Source organism: Hyalangium minutum (assembly GCF_000737315.1).
In the GTDB taxonomy this organism is placed as follows: Bacteria; Myxococcota; Myxococcia; order Myxococcales; family Myxococcaceae; genus Hyalangium; species Hyalangium minutum.
This window is the reverse complement of sequence record NZ_JMCB01000013.1, coordinates 336,271-360,905: the sequence shown is the minus strand read 5'-3', so window position 1 is coordinate 360,905 and position 24,635 is coordinate 336,271. Positions and strand designations below refer to the sequence as shown.

The following is a 24,635-nucleotide window of genomic DNA, read 5'->3' as shown; positions in this document are numbered from 1 at the left end:
GGAGAGAGCCAATGAGACACGACGGCCAACCGCCGCTCATCGAGCTGAGCGGCGTGAGCAAGATCTATCAGACGGGAGACGTGGAGGTCGCCGCCCTGCGCGGCGTGGACTTCACCGTGGACGCAGGGGACTTCGTCGCCATCATGGGCTCCAGCGGCTCCGGCAAGTCCACGCTGATGAACATCCTGGGCTGCCTGGACCGGCCCACCGCGGGGGAGTACCTGCTGCAGGGCGTGGACGTCTCGGGGCTGGATCGCAACGCCCTGGCGAGCCTGCGCAACCGCACCCTGGGCTTCGTCTTCCAGAGCTTCAACCTGCTGGCGCGCACCTCGGCCCTGGAGAACGTGGAGTTGCCTCTGCTCTACGCGGGCGTCCCTGCCCGTGAGCGGCGGCAGCGGGCGAAAGAGGCGCTCGAGCGGGTGGGCCTGGGCGCTCGCCTGGATCACCACCCGCGCCAGCTCTCCGGTGGCCAGCAGCAGCGTGTGGCCATCGCACGGGCGCTGGTGAACCGGCCTCCCGTCATCCTCGCCGACGAGCCCACCGGCAACCTGGACTCGCGCACCAGCATCGAGGTGATGGCCCTCTTCCAGGAGCTGCGCAGTGAGGGACTCACCATCATCCTCGTCACACACGAACCCGACATCGCCAGCCACACCGATCGCGTGGTGGTGGTGCGTGATGGCCGGATCCGCTCGGACCAGCGGCAGGTGGCGCAGCCCGCCGTGATCCCCGAACTGGAAGAGGCGCTGTCATGAATCTGATCGAGACCGTGCGCCTGGCCGTCCGTGCCCTCGTGCGCAGCAAGACGCGCTCCGTGCTCACCGCGCTGGGCATCATCATCGGCGTGGGCGCCGTCATCGCCATGGTGGCCATCGGCGACGGAGCGCGCGCCAACGTGCAGCAGGTGTTCACCTCCATGGGAACGAACCTGCTCATCATCTTGCCTGGCTCCTCCACCTCGGGCGGTGCCCGGGGCGGCTTCGGCAGCGCGCCCACCGTCACCTGGGACGATCTGGAGGCCATCCGCACCCAGGTCCCCAGCGTGCGCGCAGCGGCCCCCGAGCTTCGCTCCAGCACCACCGTCCTCTCCGAGGACCAGAACTGGACGACGAGCGTCATCGGCACCACGCCGGACTTCTTCGAGGTGCGCAACTGGCCCCTGGCCTCCGGAGCACGCTTCACCGAGCAGGACGCGGAGGCCGGCGCCAAGGTGGCCATCCTGGGCCAGTCCGTGGTGGAGAAACTCTTCGGCGCGGGCGCGGATCCCGTGGGCCAGTCGATCCGCATCAAGAAGACACCGTTCACGGTGATCGGCGTGGTGGCACGCAAGGGCCAGTCTCCTGTCGGCCAGGATCTGGACGACACCGTATTCGTCCCCGCCAATACCTTCCGGCGCCAGGTGCAGTCGCAGAGCCTCGGTGCGTTCATCTCCGGAGTCACCTACGTGCAGGCGGCTCCCACCGCGACCACGGCGCAGGCCCAGGCCGACATCATCCAGCTGCTGCGCGAGCGCCACCGGCTCGCGGAGAGCGCGCCCAATGACTTCGACATCCGCGACCTGTCCGAGCTGGCCGCCGGCCAACAACAGAGCACCCAGACGCTGAGCCTGCTGCTGGCCTCCATCGCCGCCGTGTCCCTGCTGGTGGGCGGCATCGGCATCATGAACATCATGCTGGTGAGCGTCACCGAGCGCACCCGGGAGATCGGCGTGCGCGTGGCGGTGGGGGCTCGTCCCCGGGACATCCTGTCCCAGTTCCTCGTGGAGGCGCTCACGCTCGCGCTGCTCGGCGGTGCCATTGGCGCCGGGCTGGGCGTGGGCATCGCCCGGTTCCTCGCGTCGCAGTTCCAGTGGCCACTGCTGGTCCGGCCGGACGTCATCTTCCTGGCGCTCGGGTTCAGCGCCTTGGTGGGCGTGGGCTTCGGCCTCTACCCCGCGCGCAAGGCCAGCCAGCTCGATCCCATCGACGCGCTGAGGTACGAATGATGCGCCCGCTCCTCCTCATTGCCCTGCTCTGTGCCGCGCTCCCCGCCCGGGCCGAGAGCGTGCTCTCCCTTGAAGAGGCACTGCAGAACGCCCAGTCCCGCCAGCCCCAGCTGCGGCAGGCCCAGGCCGAAACCGAGGCAGCCCGCGCGCGAGCGGATCAGCGCAAGGCCTCCCTGCTGCCCCAGGTGAACGCCAGTGCCTCGTATCAGCGCTCCACGTCGGGCTCGACGGGCACTGACACCGTGGACCCAGGGACCACCTCGCCCCGCGGCAGCGGCTTCAGCGTGGGTGCCACCGCGAGCCAGCTCCTCTACGACTTCGGGCAGACGAGCGGCCGGTGGCGCTCGTCCCAGAGCTCGGCGGAGGCTCAGGCCTCCTCGGCGGAGCAGACACAGCTGGAGGTGCAGGCCAACGTCCGCACCGCCTACTTCAGCGTGCTCGCCCAGCAGTCCCTCGTCCAGGTGGCGAAAGAGACGCTGCAGAACGAGGAGACCCACCTGCGCCAGGTGCAGGCCCAGGTGGAGGTGGGCACGCGGCCGGAGATCGATCTGCTCCAGCAGCGGACCTCGCTCGCCAACGCACGGCTCCAGCTCATCCAGGCTCAGACCACCTACGCCACCAGCAAGGCCCAGCTCAACCAGGCCATGGGCTTGGAGGGAGCCACGGACTACACGGTGCAGGAGGTGACCACCGCCGCCGTGGAGGGCGAGGAGCAGCCGCTGGACACCCTCGTGGACTCGGCGCTGACGAACCGGCCGGATCTGGCGGCCAGTGCCGCGCAGCTCCGCGCGCAGGAGCTTCAGCTGACCGCCACACGGCGGGGGTACTGGCCCAGCCTGTCGGCCGCGGTGAATGGCTCGGACTCGGGGACGAACCTGAGCCAGACCCAGTGGAACCTGACCGGCCAGCTCGTCCTCAGTTGGCCCCTGTTCCAGGGCGGGATCACACGCGCCCAGGTCCGTGAGCAGGAAGCCACCCTGACCAGCCTCCAGGCGCAGCGGGACACGCTCCGGCAACAGGTCCGGCTCGAGGTGGAGCGCGCACAGCTCTCCGTCCACTCTTCCCGAGAGAGCTTGGCCGCCGCCGAGGAGGCCCTGGCCAATGCCCGCGAGCGCCTGCGCCTGGCCGAGGGCCGCTACACGGCAGGCGTGGGCAACATCATCGAGCTGGGAGACGCCCAGGTGCAGGCGACGAACGCCGCGTCACAGCGCGTCCAGGCCGAGTACCAGATCGCCACCGCCCGTACCGAGCTGGCCCGAGCCCTGGGCCGTCAACTCTGAGCGGCCCCCTCCGCAGCAGAAAAGCTCCTCGAGAGCTTCGTCGCACCGTCGTGAGGGAGGGAGCACTCATCATGAAGAACAGACTCTGCGTTGCACTCGTGGCCCTGGGCGTCTGCATCTCCGCCTGCAGTCCGGACACTTCGGACACGGACACGGACCCGGGTGGCAGCGATACGGAAGGTGATGCAGGGGCCGATGGTTCCACCGACGGCGGCGGCTCTGACGGAGGGACTTCGGACGGGAGCCGGCCCTTCAGCTTCTTCGTGACGAGCCTCGAGGCCATGCGTCAGCTCTCGGGCAGCCAGAATGGCTTCGGTGGGGACTTGCGCTTCGGTGAGGCCACGGGGCTCGAAGGTGCAGACAAGATCTGCCGGACCATCGCCGAGATGTCCGAGCCCGGCGCCGGGCAGCGGGAATGGCGCGCCTTCCTGAGCACCTCCACGGGCAGTGCGCTACGGCCTTCAGAGGGTAGCGCATCTGGAGTATGAGCCTGTTCCGCCCATGTCCGAGCCGTCCGCGCCCTCCCCTGCCAGTCCTACGCCCACGGTGGCCCCTGCGTTGCGGAGCCACCTGCCTCGGTGGCTGGCCGCCCTCGGCGGGCTGGGCTGGTTCCTGTGGCTCGGGGGCGCGGTGGCACTGCGGCCCACACGCCTTGACTGGTTGATGCGGGAAGACTGGGCCATGAACGCCGTGGGCTGGCTCTTCTTCCGCAATGCGCCCTGGACCTTCCCGCTCGGCTCGCTGCCCAACCACTTCTACCCGTACGGCACCTCGGTGGCGCTCACCGACAGCATCCCGTGGGCGGCCGTGCTGCTCAAGCCGCTCTCGGGACTCCTGCCGGTAGACTTCCAGTACATCGGTCCGTGGATGGGCCTGAGCTTCGCGCTGATGGGCTATTTCGGCGCGCGGTTGGTGGAGACCGTGTCGCCTCGCGCGATCCACCAGGTGCTGGGAGGTGTCCTGGTAGCGCTGGCGCCCGTGCTCGGCGCTCGCTTTGGCCACCCTGCCCTGTGCACACACTGGCTGCTGGTGGCGCTGCTGTGGCTCAACTTGCGCGCTGCTCCGGATGCGCGCACGGCCTGGCGCCTCCTCGCACTGTCGGCCTTCTTCAATGCCGTCAGCGCTGGGACCCACCCTTACTGGGTGGCCATGCTCTTCCCTCTCACGCTGGCACTGGGCGTGCGGCTGGCATTGAGCCGGGTGCTGAGCCCCATGCGGGTCGCGGTGACGATGGGCGCCATCGTGGTCATGAATGCCCTGCTCTTCTCCTCCTTCGGCTACTTCATCGGCACCGAGCTGGGCGCGGAGGGCTTCGGCGACTTCTCGTCGGACCTCGCCACGTTCATCAACCCCATGGGCTGGTCAAAGCTGCTGCCGACCCTGCCCGCCATGCCGCGCCAGGGCGAGGGCTACGGATTCCTGGGAGCGGGCGGGCTGCTGCTAGTAGCCCTGACTCTGGCCAGCGCAGCGCTGCACTTCCGCGAGGCGCGCACGCTCCCCTGGCGCCGCGTGGTACCGGCACTGGCCGTGGGACTGGGGCTCGCTGTGTACGCCCTGTCCTGGCGCGTGACGTGGCTGGGACAGCCCGTGGTGGAGCTGGTGAAGCTGTACGCGCCACTCTCGGGCCAGACGTCGGCGTTCCGAGCCTCTGGGCGCTTCATCTGGCCGCTGCACTACCTCTTGTTCTGTGGGGCCCTGGTGCTGCTGGTAAGGCTTTGGCGCGAGCGGCCCGCAGTGAGCGCCACGGTGCTGGGGCTCGTGCTCGCCCTCCAAGCGTACGACTGGCGCGCCGACCGAAGCCCGCTGCGCGTGCAGACGCGCTTCCACCGTCTGCGTGCCCCCGAGTGGGAAACCCTCAGAGGCACGTACCAGCACCTCTCGCTCTTCCCACCTCAGGTCCAGTGGGCGTGCCGCTACGAGGAGCCGCTGGTGAACGCGCTGGCCTACACGGCGTACCGGCTCAAGCTCACCTTCAACAGTGGCTATGCCGCACGCCCTCCCACCGCCTTGATCGAGGAGTGCCGCGCCGCTCTTCCCAAGGAAGGGATCGCCGCGGACACGGCGTACGTGGTGCTGCCGGAGCACCTCTCACCCTTTCTACAGGCCGGCGCGCGCTGTGGCGTCCTGGAGGGAATTCCGCTCTGCATCGCTGGCAGTCATCAGGATGCCTTCGCGCAGGCCTTGGACCGCTCACCTCTGCGAGGACCCTGACCTCAGGAGTGCTCCAGGACCACGCCCTCGATGACATCGGCCACATCGAGGCACCGGTCCGTGGCGCTCTCGAGCAGATCGTAGATCTCCTTCCACTTGATGACAGTGAGGTGGTCCACGCCGCTCTTGAAGAGCCGGCCCATGCCGGCGCGCAGTGTCTCGTCCGCCTGGGTCTCCAGCTGCTTGATGGCCTTGCAGCCAGCGAGGATCTGCTCCGGCTTCTTGATGAGCCGCAGCATCGACACCACCTCCTGGACCTTCTCCGCGCACAGCACCAGCAGCCGTGACAGCTCCGTGGCCTCCGGCAGCGTGGACTGGATCTCGTAATAGTGGAGCCGGGCTGCCGCCGCATTGGTGAAGTCCAGCACGTCGTCGATGCGCGACAGCAGCTTGTGGATCTGCGTCCGATCGAACGGGGTGATGAACTCCTTGTGCAGGCGGTTGAAGGCCTCGTGCGCCACGGAGTCCCCCTTGTGCTCCAGTTCCTTGAGGGCCTGCACCCGGGTGGACACATCGCGGTAGTCGCACATCAGCCCGTGCAGCAGCCGTGTCCCTTCCACCGTCACCGCGCACTGGCTATCGAAGTCGTTGAAGAACGCATCAGACTTGGGCATCAGCTTCTGGAGCATGCAACCTCCTGAGCGCCCTCTCGGAGGGCGCGGCAAGTGACACAGAACGGGGCCGCGTCTTCACCCTGGATCGATGGACGCGCGTTGGACTCCGGGGAGGCCTTTGCGCAGCCCCTGGAGCAGCTCGAGCCCATCGGACTGAGCGGGCACGAGGAGTTCAATGAGCACGGTGCCGGATGGGGACGACGGCTCCTGCTCGAGCGAGAGGAAGCGGGCTTCTGGATGCAGTGCCTTCAGGGCCGGCACGGCGGCGCCCACGTCCTCGAGCCCCAGCGACAGCTGCACCGTCTCCATGCGCCGCTTGCTGACCGCATCCAGCACCAGCAGCACTCCGCCGAAGAACACCGCCGCACAGGCCGCCACGGACGCGGCGCCCAGCCCGCACGCCATGCCCACGCCGATCATCACGAACATGGCCGCCGCATCCCGCGGGTCCTTGATGCCCGAGCGGAAGCGGATAAAGCCTCCCAGCCCCACCAGGCCAAAGGCCCGGGACATGCTGTCCCCGATGACCGTCGTCATCACCGCGCCCGCCACGGCGATCAGCACATGCGTGTGGGCGGTCTCCGGCACGATCGGCGGCGCGTTGGGCAGGATCTTGCGCCACGGCCGGTAGGCCAGGAACGCCCCTAGCACCAGGGCCATCGAGAAGCGCATCAACAACATAGAGGTGGTGAGCGCATGAGGCCCGACGTCGAGCCCCTGCCATACGTTCTCAAGCGGTGGCATGGAGGCCTCCCAAAGAGGTGTCGGGTGCGCCGCGGGCGGCCTGGCGCAGCAAAGCGAAGTCTTGAGGGTTGCTCGCCAGCAGCCGCTCGGCGAGCGCCCTGCCTCGTGGCGTCTGGAGCAGCGGGCCCAGGCTCCTCACGGTCGTGGCGGGCCACGTGTCCGCCAGCGCCGTGCGCAGTCCCCAGGCCGCGGAGCCTTCCATGCCAAAGATGGAGTCCAGCACCTCTTCACACTGCGCGCCGAAGGACTCGCGCAGCGCCCACGCCCGAGAGTGGTCCAGCCCATCGAGCGTGCTCAGCACGGCCCGAGGCGCGCGGGCCACGTGCTGCTCCCGGAGTTCCCAGGAGCGCGTGCTCGTGAGCCCCGCCAGCGAGCGGAGCACGGCATCCGGCGCGATGGCCCAGGCGCGCTCACGCCACCTCCAGGCCTGCTCGCCGTCGAGTCCTCGGATGGAGCGGCACCCCGTCCGGGCCACGTTCTCCAACCCCAGCGCCTCTTCCCCGCCCGCATCCGAGAGCCAGCGCAGGCGATCGGCCCACGCCCGCGGACTGTCGAGCCCCGCCAGGGAGGTGATCACGCCCTCCCACGAGGCGAAGTAGAGGTGCTCCCGCATGCGCCAGGCCTGCTCCGAGTCGAGCCCACTGAGCGAGACCGCGACCTCCCGGGGGTACAGCGCGATCAGCTTCTCCCGGAGCGCCCACGCCTCCGGCGCATCCGCGAATTCCTGAGAGAGGGACTCCAGCACCTGCCTCGGAGCGGTGTCCACGAGCTGCCGCCGGAGCTGCCACGAGGCCTCGTCCGAGCAACCGGCGAGGCTGTGCGCCACCAGCTCCGGGCATCGCTCCGCCATGCGCTTGCGGCGCTCCATCATGTCTGCCCCCTCCATCCCCAACAGGAAGTAGGCGGCCAGGGGCGGCTCCTCCGTCATCCAGGTATCGATGTGCTGGAGGAACCGCGCGCGTGCCTCCTCCACCGAGCGGACGGAGGACGGGGGCGGGCGGCCCGTGCGCGCCGAAGGAGCGGCGCCGGCGCGCGCCTGGAGGATCTCCTGGACCACCTGCTGAACGAGCTGATCGAGGGTCACTCCCGCGTTCTCGAGCAGGGTCCACCGCTCGGGAGCCTCGGCCGCCAGGGTGCGGTAGCCCGAGCGCAGCCTCACCTGCAGCCCGGCTCCCGCCAGCCCCTTCCGGGAGGGCGCGCCTACCTTCGGAACGAGGATCTTCGAAATACGGCGGCGGGCCCGCGCCAGCGCGGGATCCACGTCCATGAGGAAGACGCGGTCGGGGGTCAGGCCTCGCGCGGACGCCTCGACCACCGGCCGCACCACGCCCTCCGGCAGACCGCGCCCCCACCGCGCCAACACCTCGGCGGTATAGAGGAAGCGATCGGTGATGACGATCTCGTGCTCGGCCAGCGCCGGGCGCGTCACCTCTTCCAGGAGCTGAGCCTCGCGCGCGGCATAGAGCAGCAGCTCGGCGGTGGGCGTGAGCGCCAGGTGCGCAGGATCCCGCGTGAAGCGCCGCAGATCCTCTGAGACGGTCGACGCGAGCGTCCCGCCCTCGCGGACGTGACGGACCCGCAGCCCCGCGTGGCGCAGTTCCTGGGCCACCCGGTTGGAGAGGGTCGTCTTCCCGGACCCATCGATTCCCTCGAACACGATCAACATTAGAAGCCCACCTCCAGTTGAACCAGCAGGGCCCGCCGCGAAGCGAGGCTCTCTTCCAGGGCCTTGAGCACGGGAGGCACGCCCGCGCTGGCCTTGCGAACTTCGAACTGCGCTTGGATCCGCCACCGCTGCCACTGCCCGGCGTTGAGGCCCAGCGCGCCCTCCCACAGCAGGTCATCCGGGCTGTCGAGGTCCGGATCCATCGCCGAGAGCATCAAGAACGGTTCCACATACGGCAGGCCGCCTGCGGTTCCTCCCAGACGCCACGCGCTCACCGCACGGCCCAGGAGAATGTTCCCCGTGCCACCGATGAGGGCCGAGCGTCCCGTCATGGCCTCGGCCCAGGTGCGCAGCGCGCCCGTGCTCAGCGAGAGCGTGTGCCGAGCATCGACTCCGGCGATCCAGCTGCTCTCATCCCCGCCCGGGCTGGAGCCCTTGGGCTGATAGAGCGCGGACGCTCCCAGCTCCACGCTCTCGAGCTCATAGGAGCCTCGGATCGCCGGGATGAGGCCGAGCCCTCGCTCCAGCGCGACCTTGTTGTCCGGATCGCTCGTCTGCCACACCCCCGCCTGCACCTTGAGCTGCTGGGTGCACTGCGAGCACTTCCACTCCAGCTGCGCGCCCGCGCTCCGGCCCGTGAGGCCCAGCGCGTCGTTCAGCACGGCACGCAGCAGGCCCCGGCGGACGACCGGCAGCCGCGTGGCCGACTCCAGTTCCACCAGAGACAGGGGCACCTTGAAGCGGCCCGCCCGGGTGGAGAAGCCCTTGCCGATCTTCAGCCAGATGAACGCATCCTTGATCTCGCCCCGGACGTCGAACTCCACCACGGCGCGCAGGCGCTTCTTCCACCGGTAGGAGAGCTCGAGCCGCGCGGCGGGAATCGTGAGCTCACCGGCCCAGATGCCTCCCTGCGGATGTTCGAGCGTCTCGCGCACATCGACCCGGCCGCCCACCACCACCTCGCCGATCGCCGTGGGGAGCACGAGGCCGCCATCGCCCGCCACCGGGGGGATGGCGTCATCGGGGGTGTCCACGGTGGGGACAGGCTCCGGAGTCGCGGGAGCCGCAGGCTCCTGCTGCGGGGGAGCAGCGGTCTCGGAACGGGCCTGGGCGCCAGCGGCAGGGCCGAAGAACAGCAGCGCCGCGAGGAGCAGGCGGGGAACAGAGAGAGAGGCAGGCACGAGGAAACAGTCCTTGGAAGTGAGCTCAGCGTGCTTTGGAGAGAGGAAGAGGGAGCGCTCCGCCGAAGAGCGCGCGCATTCCCTCCTCGAACTTCGAGCCATGGGTCTCGCAGGCCATCAGCGGCACGAACGCCCGTTCGAGCCAGTACGGCAGGCGGGCCTGCCACTTCACCTCGAGCAGGGCCGACGGAGCCCGCTGGAGCAGGCGCGTGGGGGCCGCGGGCTCCCCCGGGGCCGGAGGCAGGGCAAAGGTGAGATCCTCGTCCAGGGTGATGCGGACCCGCTCGTCGGAGGTAACCCGGGTGACGCGCCGGTACCAAGCCGTCACCATCGGCTTGACCGGAGCCGGGGTGAGGCGCCGCACCAGCTCCGCCGCGACGCTCGCCTCGGGCAGAGGCGCGCCGGACAGCAGCGCCTCCGCCTCCACACCCGAGAGCGGGCAGCGGGACTTCATGCGCCGCTCCCCGCTCGTCACCTTCACCTCGAGGAACCGCTGGCCGGTCAGGACGGGAGGCTGCGCCAGATCCACCGCCCCGGCGTACTCCCGGAGCCGCAGGCGCTGCGCGGAGCCAGTGCCCCTCGAGGACAGCAGGGACAGCTCTTCCGTGTCGAAGTACGTCGTGCGCGTGAAGGCGTGCGGGTAGCCAAGCTCGTACCGCCGAGGCTCTGTGAAAGGCCCCACGGCGCTCAGGAAGGCTTCCACCACCGAGACGGATGGATGGAAACGCCGCTCATGATCCAACTCCGGTGAGTGGCACTCCATGGCAGAGATTCCTGACCAGGCCAGCGCGTTCATGGGGTGGTACCGAAGGTGGTCCGCACGGCCGCCTCACGCTGCTCGGCGAAGCTGAAGAGGCCCGCGGTTCCGGTGAGCGAGGTATTGAATTGATCCGCGCTGGTGTAGGTGAAGCCCTGCACCTCGGCGTTCTCTCCGGTGACCCAGGGCGCGATGAGGTCATGCGCCTGCTGCATGCGCTCCTTCATCGTGGCCGCGGCCAACGGGCCCTGAACGGACTCGCGCACGTACTGCTCGTAGCGCGGCTTGTAGACCGGGTCGTCCATCAGGTAGCGGATGAGGGGCCAGTCCTGAGTCACCTCGGAGAGCGTCAGCGAGAGCCCCTGGCGCGAGGTCATGGACAGGTTGTGATCCCAGGTGATCCAGTGCAGCCGGTTCCCATCCGTCGGGTCCGCGTAGAGGTAGTAGTTGTGCGGCATGGAACCGTAGCTGTCCCAGTTCATCAGCACCGTGTTGACGGCCAGCCACTGCAGGAAGCCATCCACGTCCAGCCTCGCCTCAAGCCCCGCGCGCCAGGCCGCCGCGTCACTGCGGTCGGCGTTCAGCGCGGCGATGGCGGCCTGCACGCTCTCCCAGCCCTGCTCGGCCGCATCCGACTGCGCCTCGAAGGAGGCCTCGTCGAAGGTGCCCCACCGGGCGCCCACACCGTCCGCCTCATAGAGCGCGCCATCGTGGTTGCCGAAGTGGCTGTCGAGCAGCGAGGACTGCGGATCCTCGGCGACGGTGTAGAGCCCGAAGTACTGGGCCCCCTCGCCGTGGTCCACATACACGGCCATGAAGCCAGTACGGGCTGCGGGCACCCCGGCGGCGAGGAACGTATCCGAGGCGACATGGTCCCGGATGTACGACACATCGCCCTGGTTGCTGGAGAGGGAGAGCTTGCTGAAGCCGTAGAAGTGCTGGCCCTCGATCTCGGGATGCTCGTCCTCGAACTTGTCGAAGTTGAGCCGGAAGGGCAGCTTGCTCACGCCCGAGCGCCAGCCGCTCGAGAGCGTGGAGTTGCCCTTGTAGCGGATGCCCACGTGCCACCACGTCTTGCCGTTGAACATCACCGTCGAGGGCACATAGATGGGCGTGTTCGGGATGAGATCCACGCCGCCGCCCCCTCCTCCGGGAGCACCGCCGGGAGCGCCGCCGCCCCCCCCTGGTCCCCCCATCGGCCTGCACAGCAGGGTGGCCCCATCCGGGGTCTTTCCGCAGGTGGACGTGAACGTGGTGCCATTGAAGGTCGCGGTGCAGGCCTCGCCCTCTGCCTTGTCCTGGCAGGCCGCCGTCAGCTCCACGGGAGGCGCGCCACCTCCTCCGCCAGGCATGCCACCTCCTCCGCCAGGCAGGCCGCCCCCCGAGCCGAAGGCGCCGACCATGGCCGTCATGTCGTCCTGCATCGCCTGCCAGTCCGCGGCGGAGATGACGATGTCGAGCCGCTGAACTTGATCCGAGGGAAAGACAGTGCCGTAGGCGGGCTGGGCCTTCTTGCCGTGCGACTCCTCGGTCCAGCCTTCGGGCCGGCCGTCACCACAGGCGACGGTGAAGAACATGAGCGCGGCCAACAAGCGCAGTCGCGAAACTCCGTGCATACGGCTCTCCTCGGGGGTCAGATGTCCCGCTTCAGGACCGGCGCCCTGCCGGTGCTGATGCTTCGAGGCGACACCCTGCCAAGAGGCCGTGACACGATTGTTTCGTGAATGTGACGAAGTATTTCAGGACTAACCTGGAAGGCCCCAGGGGGTTTCAGACGCCCCCTTTCTGAACCTGGAGGCAGGCATGGCGAAGCGTGAGAAGGCAGCTCCCTCGACGGTGTCCTGGGTCGATTTGCAGACGCCGGATCCCGCCAAGGCGCGGAAGTTCTACGGCGAGCTGCTCGGGTGGACGTTCGTGGGCGGCGACGATCCGAACACTGGGTTCTATACGATGGCGCAGCTCGGGGGCCGCAACGTCGCGGGCCTGGCCAAGCTGCGCGAGGGCTCGCCGTTTCCTCCGATGTGGAGCCTCTACCTGGCCGTCGAGGACGCCGACGCCATCGCCCGCAAGATTACGGAGGCGGGCGGCAAAGTGGTGGTCCCTCCGATGGACGTGATGGAGGAAGGCCGGATGGCGTACTTCGCCGATCCGACCGGGGCGCACTTCGGTGTGTGGCAGGGCCGGAGGCACCAGGGTGCGCAGGTCATCGAAGAAACCGGCGCCATGGTCTGGCACGAGGTGTACACGCGCGACCTCGCCAAGGCCCACGCGTTCTACACGCAGGTGTTCGGGCTGGAGAAGAAGCGCCTGGATGCTCCCGGCATCGACTACTGGACGCTGCAGAAGGACGGGACGACGGTCTTCGGGTCGATGCAGATGACCGCGCAGTTCCCGCCCGAGGTGCCTTCGCACTGGAACGTCTACTTCGCCGTCACGGACGCAGACGCGACGGTGAAGAATGCGGAGGGGCTCGGCGGCCAGGTGATGGCGCCGCCGTTCGACACGCCCTATGGGCGCATGGCAGTGCTCGTGGATCCCACGGGAGCAGCCTTCTGCGTGATCCAGCCCATCTCCCCTGTGAGCGGCTGGTAATCGGCCTGGGCTGAGATCGCTGGCGAGCGTGGACGCCGCCCGCTGTGGACAAGAGCCGAGGCCAGAGCTCACCCCTTCTGGCCTCGGCTCCTCACCTACTTGAGCGAGTTACCCCTCCCAAGACATGAGCGCGGGCTTCAGAGCCAGGGAGCCCAATGTGTCACCTCGATGCCGCTCACCCCGTTGGAGTACGGGACCCATGGCTGTGTGACCTTCTCCATGGCGATGAAGGGCTCCCCTGACGCCCTGACGCGGAAGGCGCGCGGCGGTCCCGAGTCCGGGATGAACCAGGAGCTGAGCGTGGTCCATGCCCCCGTCGAAGCATCCCGCACCTTGATGAAGTCGGTGCTCCAATGGCTGTAGGGAGAGCTCCGATAATCCGAGAAAGAAGAACGGTAGGCGACGTACGCATTGCCGACGCCATCCAATTCCAGCACAGGCCAATTACCTTGCTCCCACAGGTCGGGGTCTCCCGCCACATCACCGTTCAGCTTCCCGCCCAGGTCGTCCCACGAGGTGCCATTCCATCGGAACAAGAAGACCCAGGTCTCGTCCTCGTTCGCCATGGACTCACTGAATGCGACGAGCGGCCGCCCCGAACCGTCAATCTTCAGGGAGGGTGAGGAACCGCCAGTCCCCACCTCCGTGAGCGCATTGATGCCGTCCGAGCCGACGGCTTGCCACGCCGTCCCAGTCCAGCCCGCTACGAAGATCCTCCATTCCACGCCGTTAAAGGCGGACCAAGCCACGCGTGGCTCATCGTCGCCACCCATCTCGAGCGAAGGAGCCTCGAAGGCATCCCCCATGGAGAGCACGGCCCCTCCCACGCTGCTCCAGGAACCGTTGTTCCAGCGGCTGACGTGAATGGTCCCGTTGTAATACTGGCCATTGGGAGACTCTCGCCAAGCGACCACGGGATCGCCCGAGGCATCGAGCTTCAGCGACGGGTTGAACGCATAGCCGGAGGAGGTCACTCTGAGCCCTCCCCCGTACGGCGTCCATTGGCTTCCGGTCCACGCCCAGACATGGACCTGGGCACCCGTGCCATTGGACTCGGACCATGCCACCACGGGATGGCCCTGAGCATTCAGCACCAACTGAGGAGTCTCCGCGTGCGTACCACTCCCCGTGCTCGCGCTCAGGGGATCTCCTATCGGCTGCCAGATTCCGCCCACCAGGCGCCGCACATGAATGGCACGAGCCTCGCCTTCAGCCTCGGACCAAGCGACCACGGGCAGGCCAGAAGCATCCACCTGGAGAGAGGGAGCCGAGCCTGAGGTCACTCCCGTCGACGCACTCAGGGGCGCGGAGTACGGGGTCCACTCCCGCGCGCAGTCGCTCTCGAGCGCCCCCTTGTCCGGAGCACTCGCGCAGTCCTGGCCGGAGTTGCCAGCATCCACCAGCGCGGTGTTCCGCGCGAGCGTTCCGGATTGCGTGAAGTAGCCGTTGGAATCAGGCAGAGCGACGAAGAGGGTGGAGTTAGCAGGCGTCTCCTGGCTGTTGGGCGCCAGATCGAGACTGGATGACGTGCGGAACGTCGCCAGGCTCTGCTGAGTGCAAGAGCCCGAGGGCGGGCAGTAGCGATAGAGCAAGGAAGTCCCATCTCCCTTGTGGAAGAGGTTGTACTCGCTCACCAACCCCGACAGGGAACTGGACCGGTCGTAGTCCAGGTATCCGCCATGCTCGTGGCCATAGCGGGCCGGAACGTAGCTCGGGGGAAGCGGATACGTCGAAGGGAACTGCGTCTCATCGATGTAGTTGAGCCCGCTCACGTCCGAGATGATGTTGTTCCAGACACGCACCGTCTCCGTATCCGCGAGGATGGAGCGGATTTTGATACCGGAATGAAGCAGGTTATCCAGCGTGTTGTGGTAGATCTCGGCGCGCTGGGCGCGATTGACCTTGATGCCGTCACCGCAGTTCACCTTCCACTCGTACCCTGTCCTCCCGCCCGGAGCATCCCCTGCCGCCCAGCGCGAGTAGTTTTGGTTCATCCGGTAGATGGAGTTGCGGCGGATGATGATGTCCTGCACCGCTCCCAGCTGGTCGCTTCCCAGCTCAACGCCAATGCCGCTGTCGTGGATGCGAGCCCCCTCGACGAGGACCTTGGATGCGTTGAAGTGCACGATCACCGCGGAACCGCCACAGCGCCCGCCATTGCGTCCTGAATGATCATACCCGTAGAACTGATTGCTCCCCGTAATCGACACACGAAGGCACGACTTGATATCGACGGCGTTCTCGAGATTGTCGTGGAAGAGGTTGTCGCGGATGGTCACATCGCGTGAATTCATCTCCGGGTAGTATGTCCCACCTGGGGCTTCCCCTCCCTGACACTGAACACCATCACCGGAGTTGGCATAGGCCGTATTCCGCTCGATAAGGACTCGCTCCGTGGGGGTGATGCTGCTCACGATGATCGCATTGGAGGCGTCCCGCAGGAACCATGACTCCATATCCACGCCGCTGGAGTCATAGCGAAGGTCCGAATCCACCCCCTGGAAATCCTGGTTGTGATGCAGCACGTTGTTGCGAATCACCACGTCCTTCGAGCCACGCACCAGCACAGCGGATTGCCGGCAGTGATGGACCTCGGAGTCCAGCAAGGCCAGGTGGTCTCCTCTCAGCGGGACAACGCCGCTGACACGCTGGTCCATACAATCAATGTCCACGCCTTTGATGATCCAGTAGGAGGTCTCCAGGTTGAAGATGGACCTGAAGCGGCCATCGACAAATTTGGGCACAATCCGTGGCATCTTGCCCATGGCATCTGGCACCCCGATGATGAACTTGGGGGTTGCCGACGAGCCCGCCTGCTGCAGCGGTATATAGAGATACTCCTCGTATGGGGTCTCCGAGGGATAGACGCGTATCTCCCCGCCAGGCTGGACCAGAGGAATGGCCAGATCGATTCGGGGTTTGGCGGTTTGCCGGGTCATACCGTTGTTGGACTCCTGGCAGACATCCTGGGGGCCCGGGCAGCCCGTCTTGGCGACATAGACAGTGCTCGTAACGGGCGCATTGATGAACGCCGTGTCCGCTGGCAGCGTGCCAGGGTCGGCAATGGTCACCAGAGAATAGGATTGATTGACTGGCGCAGACGATGGAGTGCGTTCTGAATCCATGCAACCCCAGAGCATCACCACACCAGCCACAGCCAAGATGATGTGAGCTCTCGAGGGTAAACGACAGGACCTGCGCTCATGAGGTGATAAGGCACTGCGCATGCGGTTGATTCCTCCACAGATGGGGGTCACTGCCGCCCCTGAGTCGCAGAGAGAGGCATTGAGCTCAACACAACAACTCCTGACCCGTTCTGTGGAGGACAAGAGTAGGCGGCCGCTCCATCATTCCAGGACTTGGAACGTTCCCCGCTTCCCAATGCGGGTGGAAACGATACTCCAACGTGCCGTGAACTGAGATCAGCAGGGAGTTGAATCCTTACACGTACCCAGGGCCTGGAGGGAGTTCAGTGCCCGGTGAGAGTGGAAGTAGGCTCTTGCACGCCATGCACTCCGTTTTCATTTTGGCTTTGCAAGGTTGCTTTACCCTTGCAAGGAGAAACCAATGAAGGGTCTTGCGATTCGATGGGGACTGTCCATGGGAGTTCTGCTCGCGGCTGTTCCAGCCTCTGCGGCAAGCTGGGTTGCCTGCGGCAACCTCTCTCAAATCAACGCGAACTGTCAGCTTCCGGGCTACCCAAGCACTCACTACGAATATGGTATGCAATACAACACCACCGAGCCCCAGCTCGTGACCTGCTCGTACTGGAACACCGGTATGCGAATCTACAACAGGCTCCCCTTTGTCGTTGAAGGCGACAATCCCCAGCTTGGAGTGCGCTGGGGGGGATTCATGTTCTACACTGGAACCCTCGCTCCAGATGATGACACCTGCCCCAGTGGAGAATGGCGCCACCAGTACTGGCGGCTGGACGCGAACAACGTCGTCTTATCAAACCTCTTTAGCAATGGTTGCTTCGGCACTACTCTCCCCATTTTCTGTCGCGCTCGCTAGGACCGAACTCGCTGGCTGGCTGTTCGGAAATGTCGGGGGTTTTGAACGCAAAAAGTCCCGACATCTCCGAACAGTCATGCTCGTAGGGCGGCAACACACGTCTACCTCATCCGCACCCCGAAGGCTCGCAGCAGCAGTTCGGCTTGGCACAGCCGATGCTGATCTTCCGCCCTCCCTTCCGGTAGGCGTTGCCGATCTCCGATACCGCCCGTTCCCTTCAACAGCACCCCGATTCCTATGCGCTCCGCCGTCGTGTCCCGCCAGTCCACAATCCTGCGGCGAGGGTTTGGCATTGTGGACTCCTTTTCCTACAGCGGGACGGACTCCACCTGCTTCCAGGCTTTGGCACGCCAAGTGCTCCTGGTCTCTGGCGGGAAATCCATCCCGCAGACCAGGAAGCTCTTCATGAAGTCTCTCAAAAACATGCCGTCCCTGCTGAGCGCCGTCGTCCTTGCCCTCGGCGTGTCCACCGCCGCGCAGGCCCAGACGGCCCAGCGCTCGTTCGTCCACCGCACCACGGTTGCGAACAAGAGCGGCCACATCACCTTCGTCAGCCGCCCGAGCGTGTTGAATGATCCGAACGCCGTCATCCGGGTGACGCACAACTGGAACCCGCCGGGGCTGCCGGGCGTGTACCTCAACTGCATCGTCGGCGTGTACTACGCGAGCGGCTTCTGGGGCATTTTCAACCAGGACACCACCTGCCAGATGCCGCTGGATGCGTCCTTCAACGTGGCGGTGGGCGAGGGATTCGTGCACTCCGTCACGGCGGCCAACACCATCGGCCACATCACGTACATCAACAACCCGCTGTCCAACGGCAACCCCAATGCCATCGTGACGGCGACGCACCACTGGAAGGGCACCTACAACAAGAGCGACATCGGCGTGTGGTACGACAGCTCGCGGGCGAAGTGGGCCATCTTCAACGAAAACACCACCGTCGCGATGAGCTCGGGCATGGCCTTCAGCGTCAACATCTCGACGGCCAGCCGCTTCTCCTTCACCGCCGTGGTGCCGAGCAGCACCACGGGCCACACGGCCGTCATCGACCACCCGCTGCTCAACGGCAACCCTAGCGCGATGATCATCATCACGAAGAACTGGTCGGCCGCGGCCATCTACAACAACAGCCCCGCCAGCGTGTACTACGACGGGACGAAGTGGCGCGTGTACTTCGATGACTTCAAGCCCATCGCCGGCATGGCCTTCAACGTGGAGATCCTCTGATCCGACGGTCGTCTCTGGGTCACCGTGTGGAGATAGGGCGCCAAGCTCTGCTGCGCACGCTGCCTGCCCAGCCGCTTCATGGCCTCGATGCTCCGGCGGCCAACCCGGAGCACGTCTCGCTGGCCGCTCGCGTCCACGAGCTGCTGGACCGGGCCAGGCTGATGCGGCCATTGCCGCCCTGCCCGACAGGGGTGACTGCCCACCCAGACGGCAGGCAGCAGGGCGTGGGCTTGTGGGCAGCCCTGAATGGATATTGCTTGTGATGGCCAGATTACGCCTGGGTGAAGGGACACCATGGCGAGACACACTTATGACAAGGAGATCACTGCACTTCTGGTGGTCGATCCGTATAACGACTTCATTTCCGAGGGAGGCAAGGCATGGGAACGCATTCGAGCTGTTGCCGAAGCGAATGACTGCGTTCCTCATATGCTGCAGGTCCTGAATGCCGTACGGAAGGCGAAGCTACGGGTCTTCTATGCGCTGCATCATCGATACCGTCCGGGCGACTACGAGACCTGGAAGTACATTGCGCCCGTTCAGAAGGCCGCATGGGTGCGAAGAACCTTCGAATACGGCACATGGGGTGGCGAGCTCCGTCCCGGGTTCGAGCCTCAGCCAGGCGAGATTGTCGCTACGGAGCATTGGTGTTCCAGTGGCTTCGCCAACACAGATTTGGATTTGCAGCTCAAGAGGCACGGCATCCATCAGCTCATCGTCATGGGACTCATCGCACATACCTGCATCGAAGCGACCGTGCGGTTTGCAGCAGAGCTCGGCTACGACGTCACAATGGTCAGAGACGCGACGGCGGATTACTCGGATGAGGCGATGCACGCCGCTCTCAACGTCAATCTCCCGAACTACGCCAGTGCCATTGTTACCACTCAAGAGCTTGTCGACCTGATCTCTTCTGCCCAAACCGAAACGAGTGCGCAGTCGCAGTAGTTTTACGCGATGAGACCCAGCCCGCCAATGAGGCGCCGTGCCAAGCCGTGAAGCCCATGGCGGGGGCTCCGCTCCATGGGTTGTCCACGTCTCGGAAGCCCGGATGGGCGGACGTGAGCGGAGGCTTGCGGCGCGAGCCTCCAGATGGTGCGTAACACAGGCTGGGGCTTCGTCTTACGGGTTTCCCCTCGTGTACAGGCTCGCCCGACTCGACTAGCAGGCGCTCAGCTTCACGCTTGGAGCTGATGCACCTTCTGGAGTCACCATGAACCGCCTGAGTATTCCCGTCCTCTTTCTGTCCCTCTTCCTCGCACAGAGCGCTGCAGCGCAGAGCGAGGAAGGGCCCTTCCTGAGCCGCCAGCACCTCGTCAACTACTGGAGCGCGAATGCTTCGGGTGGCTATGCCATCCATGTGTTCCTCAACATGTACAAGGTGTACGACCACTTCGGCTTCGGTCCCGCGCTCGGCAAGGTGTACTACCAGTGCTCGGATGGACTGATCCGCAAGAACTGCAACTCGTTCCAGGGACCGTTCACCTGGAGCAGCGATGCCGTGGGCTTCGTGAACAGTCTCGTGGGCGCTCCCAACGGTACCCCCATCGTGCTGGACGGGGCCTACCTCCAGCAGGGGGGTTGGCCATACGCCGGGTACTTCACGTACAAGACTTGCTACGGCCAGAGCTACAACGGGAACCTGCTCACCTACGTGGTGCTGGTCGACGGTTATGCTTATGGCACTGCCTACAGTGGGATCTCCTGCCTACCAGCGCCGTGAAGCTGACTTGAGGTGTGGCTTCGGAACCCCTGCTCCCCGTGTCGGTTGGGAGCAGGGGCCTCCCGTCTCCCTATCGCCCGATGCGCCCGTTCCCTGACAGCTCGCTACGGGCCATACAGCTCAGCAGTCGTGAGGACTTCGCCCCCCTCGGTCATGCCGCCCGCCACCAGCACTCGCCCCGAGGGCAGCAGCGCCTGCGAGTGGTACCTGCGCGCCGAGAGCATGGTCCCGGGACTGCCGCTCCAGGTCCGTGTGACCGGATCATAGATCTCCGCGGCCGCGCTCACCACCCCGCCCCCGGTCACCAGCACCTTGCCGGAGGGCAGCCGCACCGCCGCTCTCAGATCGAATTCCAGGCGCATCCTGCCCACAGCGGTCCAAGTGCCAGCGGCCGAGTCGTACTCCTGCGCGGAACCATCCCTCCCCGTGACGAGGACCTTGCCAGAGAGCAGCAGCGTCGCGGTGCTGCCCGAGGGTGGAAAGGCGATCGGGGGGCTTGCGGGCGTCCAGGTACCAGTGCCTGGGTCGTAAAGCTCGGCGGTGGCCGTGGGTGGGTCCTCGCTCGGATTGCCTCCCACGGCCAGGACGCGTCCAGAGGGCAACAACGTCGCGGTGTGTCCCGTGCGCGTCGAGCTCATGCTGCCCGTGGGCGTCCAGCTGTTCGTCGCCGGGTCATACAGCTCCGCAGCCGCCAGGTCGTTGCCACCCGCGACGAGGACCTTGCCCGAGGGTAAGAGCGTGGCGGTGTGCCCATAACGAACCTCACTCATGCCACCCGCGGAAAGCCACGAGCCGGTGGCGGGTTCGTATAGCTCGGCCGTCGCGTCCTCAGAGCCGCCGGCAACGAGCACCCGGCCCGAGGGCAAGAGTGTGGCGGTGTGCAGCACGCGCTCGCGGATCATGTTGCCGGTGGGAGCCCAGGAGCCCGTGGCAGCGTCGTACAGTTCCGCAGAGGAGATCGGGGGCCACCCGGAGGCGGGGGTTATCCCCCCCGAGACGAGCACCTGGCCCGAGGGCAACACGGTCGCCGGGCTCAGGAAGCGGGCCAGGCCCATGCTCTGAGTGGGGGCCCACGCGCCCAGGGTGGGCTCGTAGAGCTCGGCGAAACGGGCGTCACTGCCCCCCACGGTCAGCACTCTCCCCGAAGGCAACACGAGCGCCGTGTGCTCCATCCGGGAGATGACCATGCTGCCCGTACGAGTCCACGTGCCGGAAGCTGGGTCATACAGCTCCGCCATGCTCGTGCCATAGCTCAATGAGCCCAGGCTCCCCCCTGTCACCAGCACCTTGCCGGAGGGCAAGAGGGCCGCGGCATGCCACGTGCGCTCCACGGCCATGGGCGGAGCCGCTGCCCAGGAGCTGGTCGCCTCATCGTAGAGCTCCGCGACCTGAGTCATCCCTCCCGTGACAAACACCTGTCCGGAGGGAAGCAGGGTCGCGGTATGCCGCAGCCCGTGCGAGAAAATCGGAGCACTGGTGGGCGTCCAGGAATCCGTCGCGGGGTCGTACAGCTCGGCGGTGGTGCTCTCGGCTCCCCCGACGACCAGCACCTTGCCGGAAGGCAACAGCGTGGCGCTATGCAAGACCCGGCGAGCCACCAGCGTGCCCGCGGAAGTCCAAGTGCCCGTCACCGGGTCGTAGAGCTCCGCAGTGCCCCGGGCGTCCGCGTCAATGCCCCCCACCACCAGGACCTTGCCGGAAAGGAGCCGTGTCGCGGTGGAATAGTCCCTCAGCTTCTGCGGGCTCCCCGTGGGAGCCCACGTGCCCGTGGCCGGGTCGTACAGTTCGGCGGCAGCAGCATCCTTCCTCACCACGAGCACCTTGCCCGTGGCCAGCACCGTCGCTGAGTGGGCGATGTGGCCCGCGTCCATGTTGGCCGTCAAGGACCAGGTCTCCGTGGCCGGGTCATACAGCTCGGCGGAAGCTCCGGTCCTGTGCAAGGCGAGCACCCGGCCCGAGGGCAACAGCGCCACCACTCGGTGGTCACCCTCCACCAAGGCTCTCGTGGGACGGAAGCCGCCCAGCCCCGGGGTGCAGGCCGAGCCGCCCGTCAACGCAAAGGTCGTGGAGGTGGACAGGCCCGCGGCGTTCACCACCGTGGCGGTGATGGACAGCGGAGTGCTGGCGGGCACGCACGCGGGCGGGGTCCACTGCACCTCGCTCCGTACCGGCTCGCTCGAAGGAGTTCCCAGCGCCCCAGCGGACGCCGCCCAGGTGAAGGTGAGAGCGCTGGACTGGGGATCACTCGCCGCCACGCGCAATGTCACAGGCCCGCTCGTGGGCACGGTTTGCGAGGACTGATAGGTGCTGACGATACGCGGAGGGAGGTGCACGGCCAGCGGGGGACCGACACAGATGCGCAAGGTGCCCGTCGTCTGTCCTCCGTGCGCGTCCGTCACCGTCACCGTGAGCGGGCAGTCACCGCAGGTGCTCTGCGAAGAGCGGCTGCTCGGGGTGAACTGAGCGGTGGCGGAAGAGGCTCCCGACCAGGTCCCCGCGCAGGCCGCGGTCCATTGATAGCCCAGCGCGTCGCCATCTCCATCCGAGGCAGTGGCCACCACCCTCGTCGTCTCTCCCACGTCCACCCGCGAAGGCGACGCGGTGATCAGGGAGACAACGGGGGTGCTGTTGAAGGTGATCTGGACGGCCGCAGCGCCGCCAGCAGACTGCACCTGGATGGTGAAGCTGAGCGTCGCTACCGCTCCATGAGCGTCCGCCACCGTCAGGGTCAGCATGACCGGCCCTGACTCGGTGGGGGCCCACCACGTCGTCGAAGGCGAAGCGGGAGCGTAGAAACCTCCCGCCGTGCTGCTCCAGGCATACGAGAGCGTGTCGCCCGGATCCGCATCGTGCGCGGTGGCCTCGAGCGAGAGGAAGCCCCCAGGCGCGACGGTCCCCGCCGCAGCGACGAGCGAGTCGATGATGGGCACGGCATTGTCGAAGGGCGGAGGGGTGTCCACGGCCTGAAGCGAGAGGGCCACCACCGTGGTCTGCCCGGCGGTGATGGTCACGCCGCTGGCCTGGCCCGCGAAGCGCAGCGTACCCGCCGTATCGAAGGCCTCGGCGGAGAAGGTGCGGTTGGAGCCCGAGGGGAGGTTGCCGAGAGTGCCGCTCCAGATACCATCTGTCCTCGTGAGCGTCTCGGTGCGCGAGGCCATGTCCGGCGCGGTGACCGTTACCTCCACGCGCGTGATGTTGACGGCAATAACGGATTGCTGAAGCGAGCCGAAGAGCTGCGCTGAGCCCGTGGCCTCCTGGCGCGTGCAGTCCGTGAGCGCAAACAGACAGGCCAGCGCGGTGAGCCACCGGGCCCATTCATGGTTCTTCGAGTGCAAGAGAAAACCCCCTCCATGTCTTGCATAGACAAGACAAGAAATGATGGGGCAGCTTAAGGGCATATCCGCGCGACGCCAGATTCAGCAACGTGTTTCAAAAATGCCTCACTTTCTGGACAGCCCACGGATCCGTCGTAGCAGGATTCCCATGTCTCGCTTGAATTACTGAGGCAAGAGGACGATAAACGAGCCGGGGCGGCTCGATTCGCCCTGCGCGTAAACAGCGGAGAAGGCCAGATGCCTCACTCACAGCATCCACTCGAAGTTCGACACATCAGCGTCTCGATCGACCGCCCACCCACAGAGGTCTACCGCTTTGCATCGGAGCATCGGCGAGCCTTTATGGCGTTGACGAGCGCTTGCGCCGTGAACCGCCGCGCAGCGGCAACACCGGCTCGGCCAGCGCTGCCACGGCATCCACGAAGACCCGGACCTTTGCCGGAAGATTCAGCCGGCTCGGGTAGACGACGTGGATGGCCCGCATCATCGCGGGCTTGGGGCCAAAGAGGATCTTCAGCTGTCCGTCACGGACTGCGTCTCGGCAGAGGATGGCCGGGACGCGCGCAATGCCGACCCCAGCGATCGCCGCCTCGCACGCGAGCTCGAGGTCATTCACGATCAGGACCGGATCGATTCGAGACTTCACCCCCTGCGCCTCCCACGTCTCGAAGGCACCGAAGCCAATGCAGCGCGCGGAGCGGAGCTCCTGGGCGCTCGGCGTGCCGTACTTCGACAGAAAACGGGGACTCGCTACGTAATGGACCGGACTCTCGCCGAGCTTTCTCGCCACGAGCGACGAGTCGTCGAGCGGCCCGATGTGAATCGCGACATCCAGCCCCTCTTCGATGACGTGGATACGGCGGTCTGCCAGCACCAGCTCCACCTGCGCCTGGGGATAGCGGGCGAGGTACTCCGAAATCACGGGTGTCAGGTAGCGCCGCCCGTAGAGCCTCGGCGCGGAGACCCGCAGCAGGCCGACGGGCTCCGCCTGCCGCTGCTGCACTTCACTGTTCGCCTCGTCGATCTGCGCGGCGATGGCGGAGCAGCGCTCGTAGTACGTCGCTCCAGCCCCGGTGACCCGCAGACGCCGCGTCGTTCGCTCCAGAAGCCGCACCCCGAGCCGCTCCTCCAGCTTGCTGATGCGCTCGCTGATGGTCTGCTTGGTGATGCCGAGCTGGCGCGCGGCCCGGGTGAAGCTCTCCGCACGAACGACCGCGGCGAAGAGAATCATGTCTGCGGGTGAAATCATGACCGTCAAGTTTAGCCTGACAATGAGTTCGCATGGGGCCGCATTGTCTGGG

General features: G+C 66.4%; 19 protein-coding genes. 10 read left to right on the top strand and 9 right to left on the bottom strand.

Annotated elements, in window-relative coordinates; all coding sequences use genetic code 11:
* The first annotated feature begins 11 nt into the window (after positions 1-11).
* The 5 genes from DB31_RS30330 (at position 12) to DB31_RS30310 (ending at position 5,475) form a co-directional block, all read left to right on the top strand.
* Complete coding sequence (locus DB31_RS30330; RefSeq protein ID WP_044193826.1) at positions 12-755, top strand: ABC transporter ATP-binding protein; 744 nt, start codon at positions 12-14, stop codon at positions 753-755.
* Positions 752-1,984 carry an ABC transporter permease gene (locus tag DB31_RS30325; RefSeq protein WP_044193825.1) on the top strand — a complete coding sequence of 411 codons (1,233 nt, stop codon included), beginning with the start codon at positions 752-754 and terminating at the stop codon, positions 1,982-1,984. The genes DB31_RS30330 and DB31_RS30325 overlap by 4 nt, the downstream gene beginning before the upstream one ends.
* Positions 1,981-3,264, top strand: a complete 1,284-nt coding sequence (locus DB31_RS30320; RefSeq protein ID WP_075306271.1) for a TolC family protein — start codon at positions 1,981-1,983, stop codon at positions 3,262-3,264. Before DB31_RS30325 ends, DB31_RS30320 begins: the two co-directional genes overlap by 4 nt.
* A gap of 71 nt (positions 3,265-3,335) precedes the next feature.
* Positions 3,336-3,752, top strand: coding sequence for a hypothetical protein (locus tag DB31_RS50785; RefSeq protein WP_052420357.1), 417 nt, complete (start codon positions 3,336-3,338; stop codon positions 3,750-3,752).
* A gap of 13 nt (positions 3,753-3,765) precedes the next feature.
* On the top strand, positions 3,766-5,475 hold the full coding sequence (locus tag DB31_RS30310) for a DUF6311 domain-containing protein (RefSeq protein WP_240486957.1): 1,710 nt from the start codon (positions 3,766-3,768) through the stop codon (positions 5,473-5,475).
* 2 nt (positions 5,476-5,477) lie between these two features.
* On the opposite strand, the gene DB31_RS30305 is transcribed toward DB31_RS30310, so the two are convergent.
* The 6 genes from DB31_RS30305 to DB31_RS30280 are packed head-to-tail and all read right to left on the bottom strand — an operon-like array spanning position 5,478 to position 12,053.
* Positions 5,478-6,104, bottom strand: a complete 627-nt coding sequence (locus tag DB31_RS30305; protein WP_044193823.1) for a DUF47 domain-containing protein — start codon at positions 6,102-6,104, stop codon at positions 5,478-5,480.
* A gap of 60 nt (positions 6,105-6,164) precedes the next feature.
* Positions 6,165-6,833, bottom strand: coding sequence for a DUF4956 domain-containing protein (locus tag DB31_RS30300; protein WP_044193822.1), 669 nt, complete (start codon positions 6,831-6,833; stop codon positions 6,165-6,167).
* Complete coding sequence (tmk, locus tag DB31_RS30295; protein ID WP_044193821.1) at positions 6,820-8,499, bottom strand: dTMP kinase; 1,680 nt, start codon at positions 8,497-8,499, stop codon at positions 6,820-6,822. The genes DB31_RS30300 and tmk overlap by 14 nt, the downstream gene beginning before the upstream one ends.
* Positions 8,499-9,680: a porin gene (locus tag DB31_RS30290; RefSeq protein ID WP_044193820.1), complete on the bottom strand. Its 1,182-nt coding sequence runs from the start codon at positions 9,678-9,680 to the stop codon at positions 8,499-8,501. Before DB31_RS30290 ends, tmk begins: the two co-directional genes overlap by 1 nt.
* Before the next feature lie 25 nt (positions 9,681-9,705).
* A complete protein-coding gene (locus DB31_RS30285) occupies positions 9,706-10,443 on the bottom strand; it encodes a VTC domain-containing protein (protein WP_240486956.1) in 738 nt (245 codons plus the stop codon).
* Between the two features lie 29 nt (positions 10,444-10,472).
* Positions 10,473-12,053 (bottom strand): CotH kinase family protein, encoded by a 1,581-nt coding sequence (locus tag DB31_RS30280; RefSeq protein WP_044193818.1) that lies wholly within the window; start codon positions 12,051-12,053, stop codon positions 10,473-10,475.
* Positions 12,054-12,240: 187 nt separating this feature from the next.
* Between DB31_RS30280 and DB31_RS30275 the strand changes: the two genes are divergently transcribed.
* Positions 12,241-13,029, top strand: a complete 789-nt coding sequence (locus tag DB31_RS30275) for a VOC family protein (protein WP_044193817.1) — start codon at positions 12,241-12,243, stop codon at positions 13,027-13,029.
* Between the two features lie 137 nt (positions 13,030-13,166).
* On the opposite strand, the gene DB31_RS30270 is transcribed toward DB31_RS30275, so the two are convergent.
* Positions 13,167-16,100 (bottom strand): right-handed parallel beta-helix repeat-containing protein, encoded by a 2,934-nt coding sequence (locus DB31_RS30270; protein ID WP_044193816.1) that lies wholly within the window; start codon positions 16,098-16,100, stop codon positions 13,167-13,169.
* A 496-nt stretch (positions 16,101-16,596) separates the two neighbouring features.
* Here DB31_RS30270 and DB31_RS49170 point away from each other — a divergent pair, with 496 nt between their 5' ends.
* The 4 genes from DB31_RS49170 (at position 16,597) to DB31_RS30255 (ending at position 19,999) form a co-directional block, all read left to right on the top strand.
* The gene (locus DB31_RS49170; RefSeq protein ID WP_157232240.1) at positions 16,597-17,046 is read left to right on the top strand and encodes a hypothetical protein; all 450 of its coding nucleotides are present in this window, start codon (positions 16,597-16,599) and stop codon (positions 17,044-17,046) included.
* Positions 17,047-17,451: 405 nt separating this feature from the next.
* Positions 17,452-18,276, top strand: coding sequence for a DUF7452 domain-containing protein (locus tag DB31_RS30265; RefSeq protein WP_157232239.1), 825 nt, complete (start codon positions 17,452-17,454; stop codon positions 18,274-18,276).
* 294 nt (positions 18,277-18,570) lie between these two features.
* Complete coding sequence (locus tag DB31_RS30260; protein ID WP_044193812.1) at positions 18,571-19,224, top strand: cysteine hydrolase family protein; 654 nt, start codon at positions 18,571-18,573, stop codon at positions 19,222-19,224.
* Between the two features lie 265 nt (positions 19,225-19,489).
* Positions 19,490-19,999, top strand: coding sequence for a hypothetical protein (locus tag DB31_RS30255; RefSeq protein WP_044193810.1), 510 nt, complete (start codon positions 19,490-19,492; stop codon positions 19,997-19,999).
* Between the two features lie 104 nt (positions 20,000-20,103).
* Here DB31_RS30255 and DB31_RS30250 read toward each other — a convergent pair whose 3' ends face one another.
* Together DB31_RS30250 and DB31_RS30245 are read right to left on the bottom strand one after the other, a co-directional pair.
* Positions 20,104-23,334: a Kelch repeat-containing protein gene (locus DB31_RS30250; RefSeq protein WP_052420356.1), complete on the bottom strand. Its 3,231-nt coding sequence runs from the start codon at positions 23,332-23,334 to the stop codon at positions 20,104-20,106.
* A 340-nt stretch (positions 23,335-23,674) separates the two neighbouring features.
* Positions 23,675-24,565 carry a LysR family transcriptional regulator gene (locus DB31_RS30245; protein ID WP_240486955.1) on the bottom strand — a complete coding sequence of 297 codons (891 nt, stop codon included), beginning with the start codon at positions 24,563-24,565 and terminating at the stop codon, positions 23,675-23,677.
* Between the last annotated feature and the right edge of the window lie 70 nt (positions 24,566-24,635).

Excerpts from the sequence above, each read along its gene's own strand:
- DB31_RS30265 (WP_157232239.1), top strand. The coding sequence starts at position 17,452 with ATGAAGTCTCTCAAAAACATGCCGTCCCTGCTGAGCGCCGTCGTCCTT.
- DB31_RS30310 (WP_240486957.1), top strand. The coding sequence starts at position 3,766 with ATGTCCGAGCCGTCCGCGCCCTCCCCTGCCAGTCCTACGCCCACGGTG.
- DB31_RS30325 (WP_044193825.1), top strand. The coding sequence starts at position 752 with ATGAATCTGATCGAGACCGTGCGCCTGGCCGTCCGTGCCCTCGTGCGC.
- DB31_RS30260 (WP_044193812.1), top strand. The coding sequence starts at position 18,571 with ATGGCGAGACACACTTATGACAAGGAGATCACTGCACTTCTGGTGGTC.
- DB31_RS49170 (WP_157232240.1), top strand. The coding sequence starts at position 16,597 with ATGAAGGGTCTTGCGATTCGATGGGGACTGTCCATGGGAGTTCTGCTC.
- DB31_RS30275 (WP_044193817.1), top strand. The coding sequence starts at position 12,241 with ATGGCGAAGCGTGAGAAGGCAGCTCCCTCGACGGTGTCCTGGGTCGAT.
- DB31_RS30330 (WP_044193826.1), top strand. The coding sequence starts at position 12 with ATGAGACACGACGGCCAACCGCCGCTCATCGAGCTGAGCGGCGTGAGC.
- DB31_RS50785 (WP_052420357.1), top strand. The coding sequence starts at position 3,336 with ATGAAGAACAGACTCTGCGTTGCACTCGTGGCCCTGGGCGTCTGCATC.
- tmk (WP_044193821.1), bottom strand. The coding sequence starts at position 8,499 with ATGTTGATCGTGTTCGAGGGAATCGATGGGTCCGGGAAGACGACCCTC.
- DB31_RS30305 (WP_044193823.1), bottom strand. The coding sequence starts at position 6,104 with ATGCTCCAGAAGCTGATGCCCAAGTCTGATGCGTTCTTCAACGACTTC.
- DB31_RS30300 (WP_044193822.1), bottom strand. The coding sequence starts at position 6,833 with ATGCCACCGCTTGAGAACGTATGGCAGGGGCTCGACGTCGGGCCTCAT.
- DB31_RS30320 (WP_075306271.1), top strand. The coding sequence starts at position 1,981 with ATGATGCGCCCGCTCCTCCTCATTGCCCTGCTCTGTGCCGCGCTCCCC.
- DB31_RS30255 (WP_044193810.1), top strand. The coding sequence starts at position 19,490 with ATGAACCGCCTGAGTATTCCCGTCCTCTTTCTGTCCCTCTTCCTCGCA.
- DB31_RS30285 (WP_240486956.1), bottom strand. The coding sequence starts at position 10,443 with ATGGAGTGCCACTCACCGGAGTTGGATCATGAGCGGCGTTTCCATCCA.
- DB31_RS30280 (WP_044193818.1), bottom strand. The coding sequence starts at position 12,053 with ATGCACGGAGTTTCGCGACTGCGCTTGTTGGCCGCGCTCATGTTCTTC.
- DB31_RS30245 (WP_240486955.1), bottom strand. The coding sequence starts at position 24,565 with ATGATTCTCTTCGCCGCGGTCGTTCGTGCGGAGAGCTTCACCCGGGCC.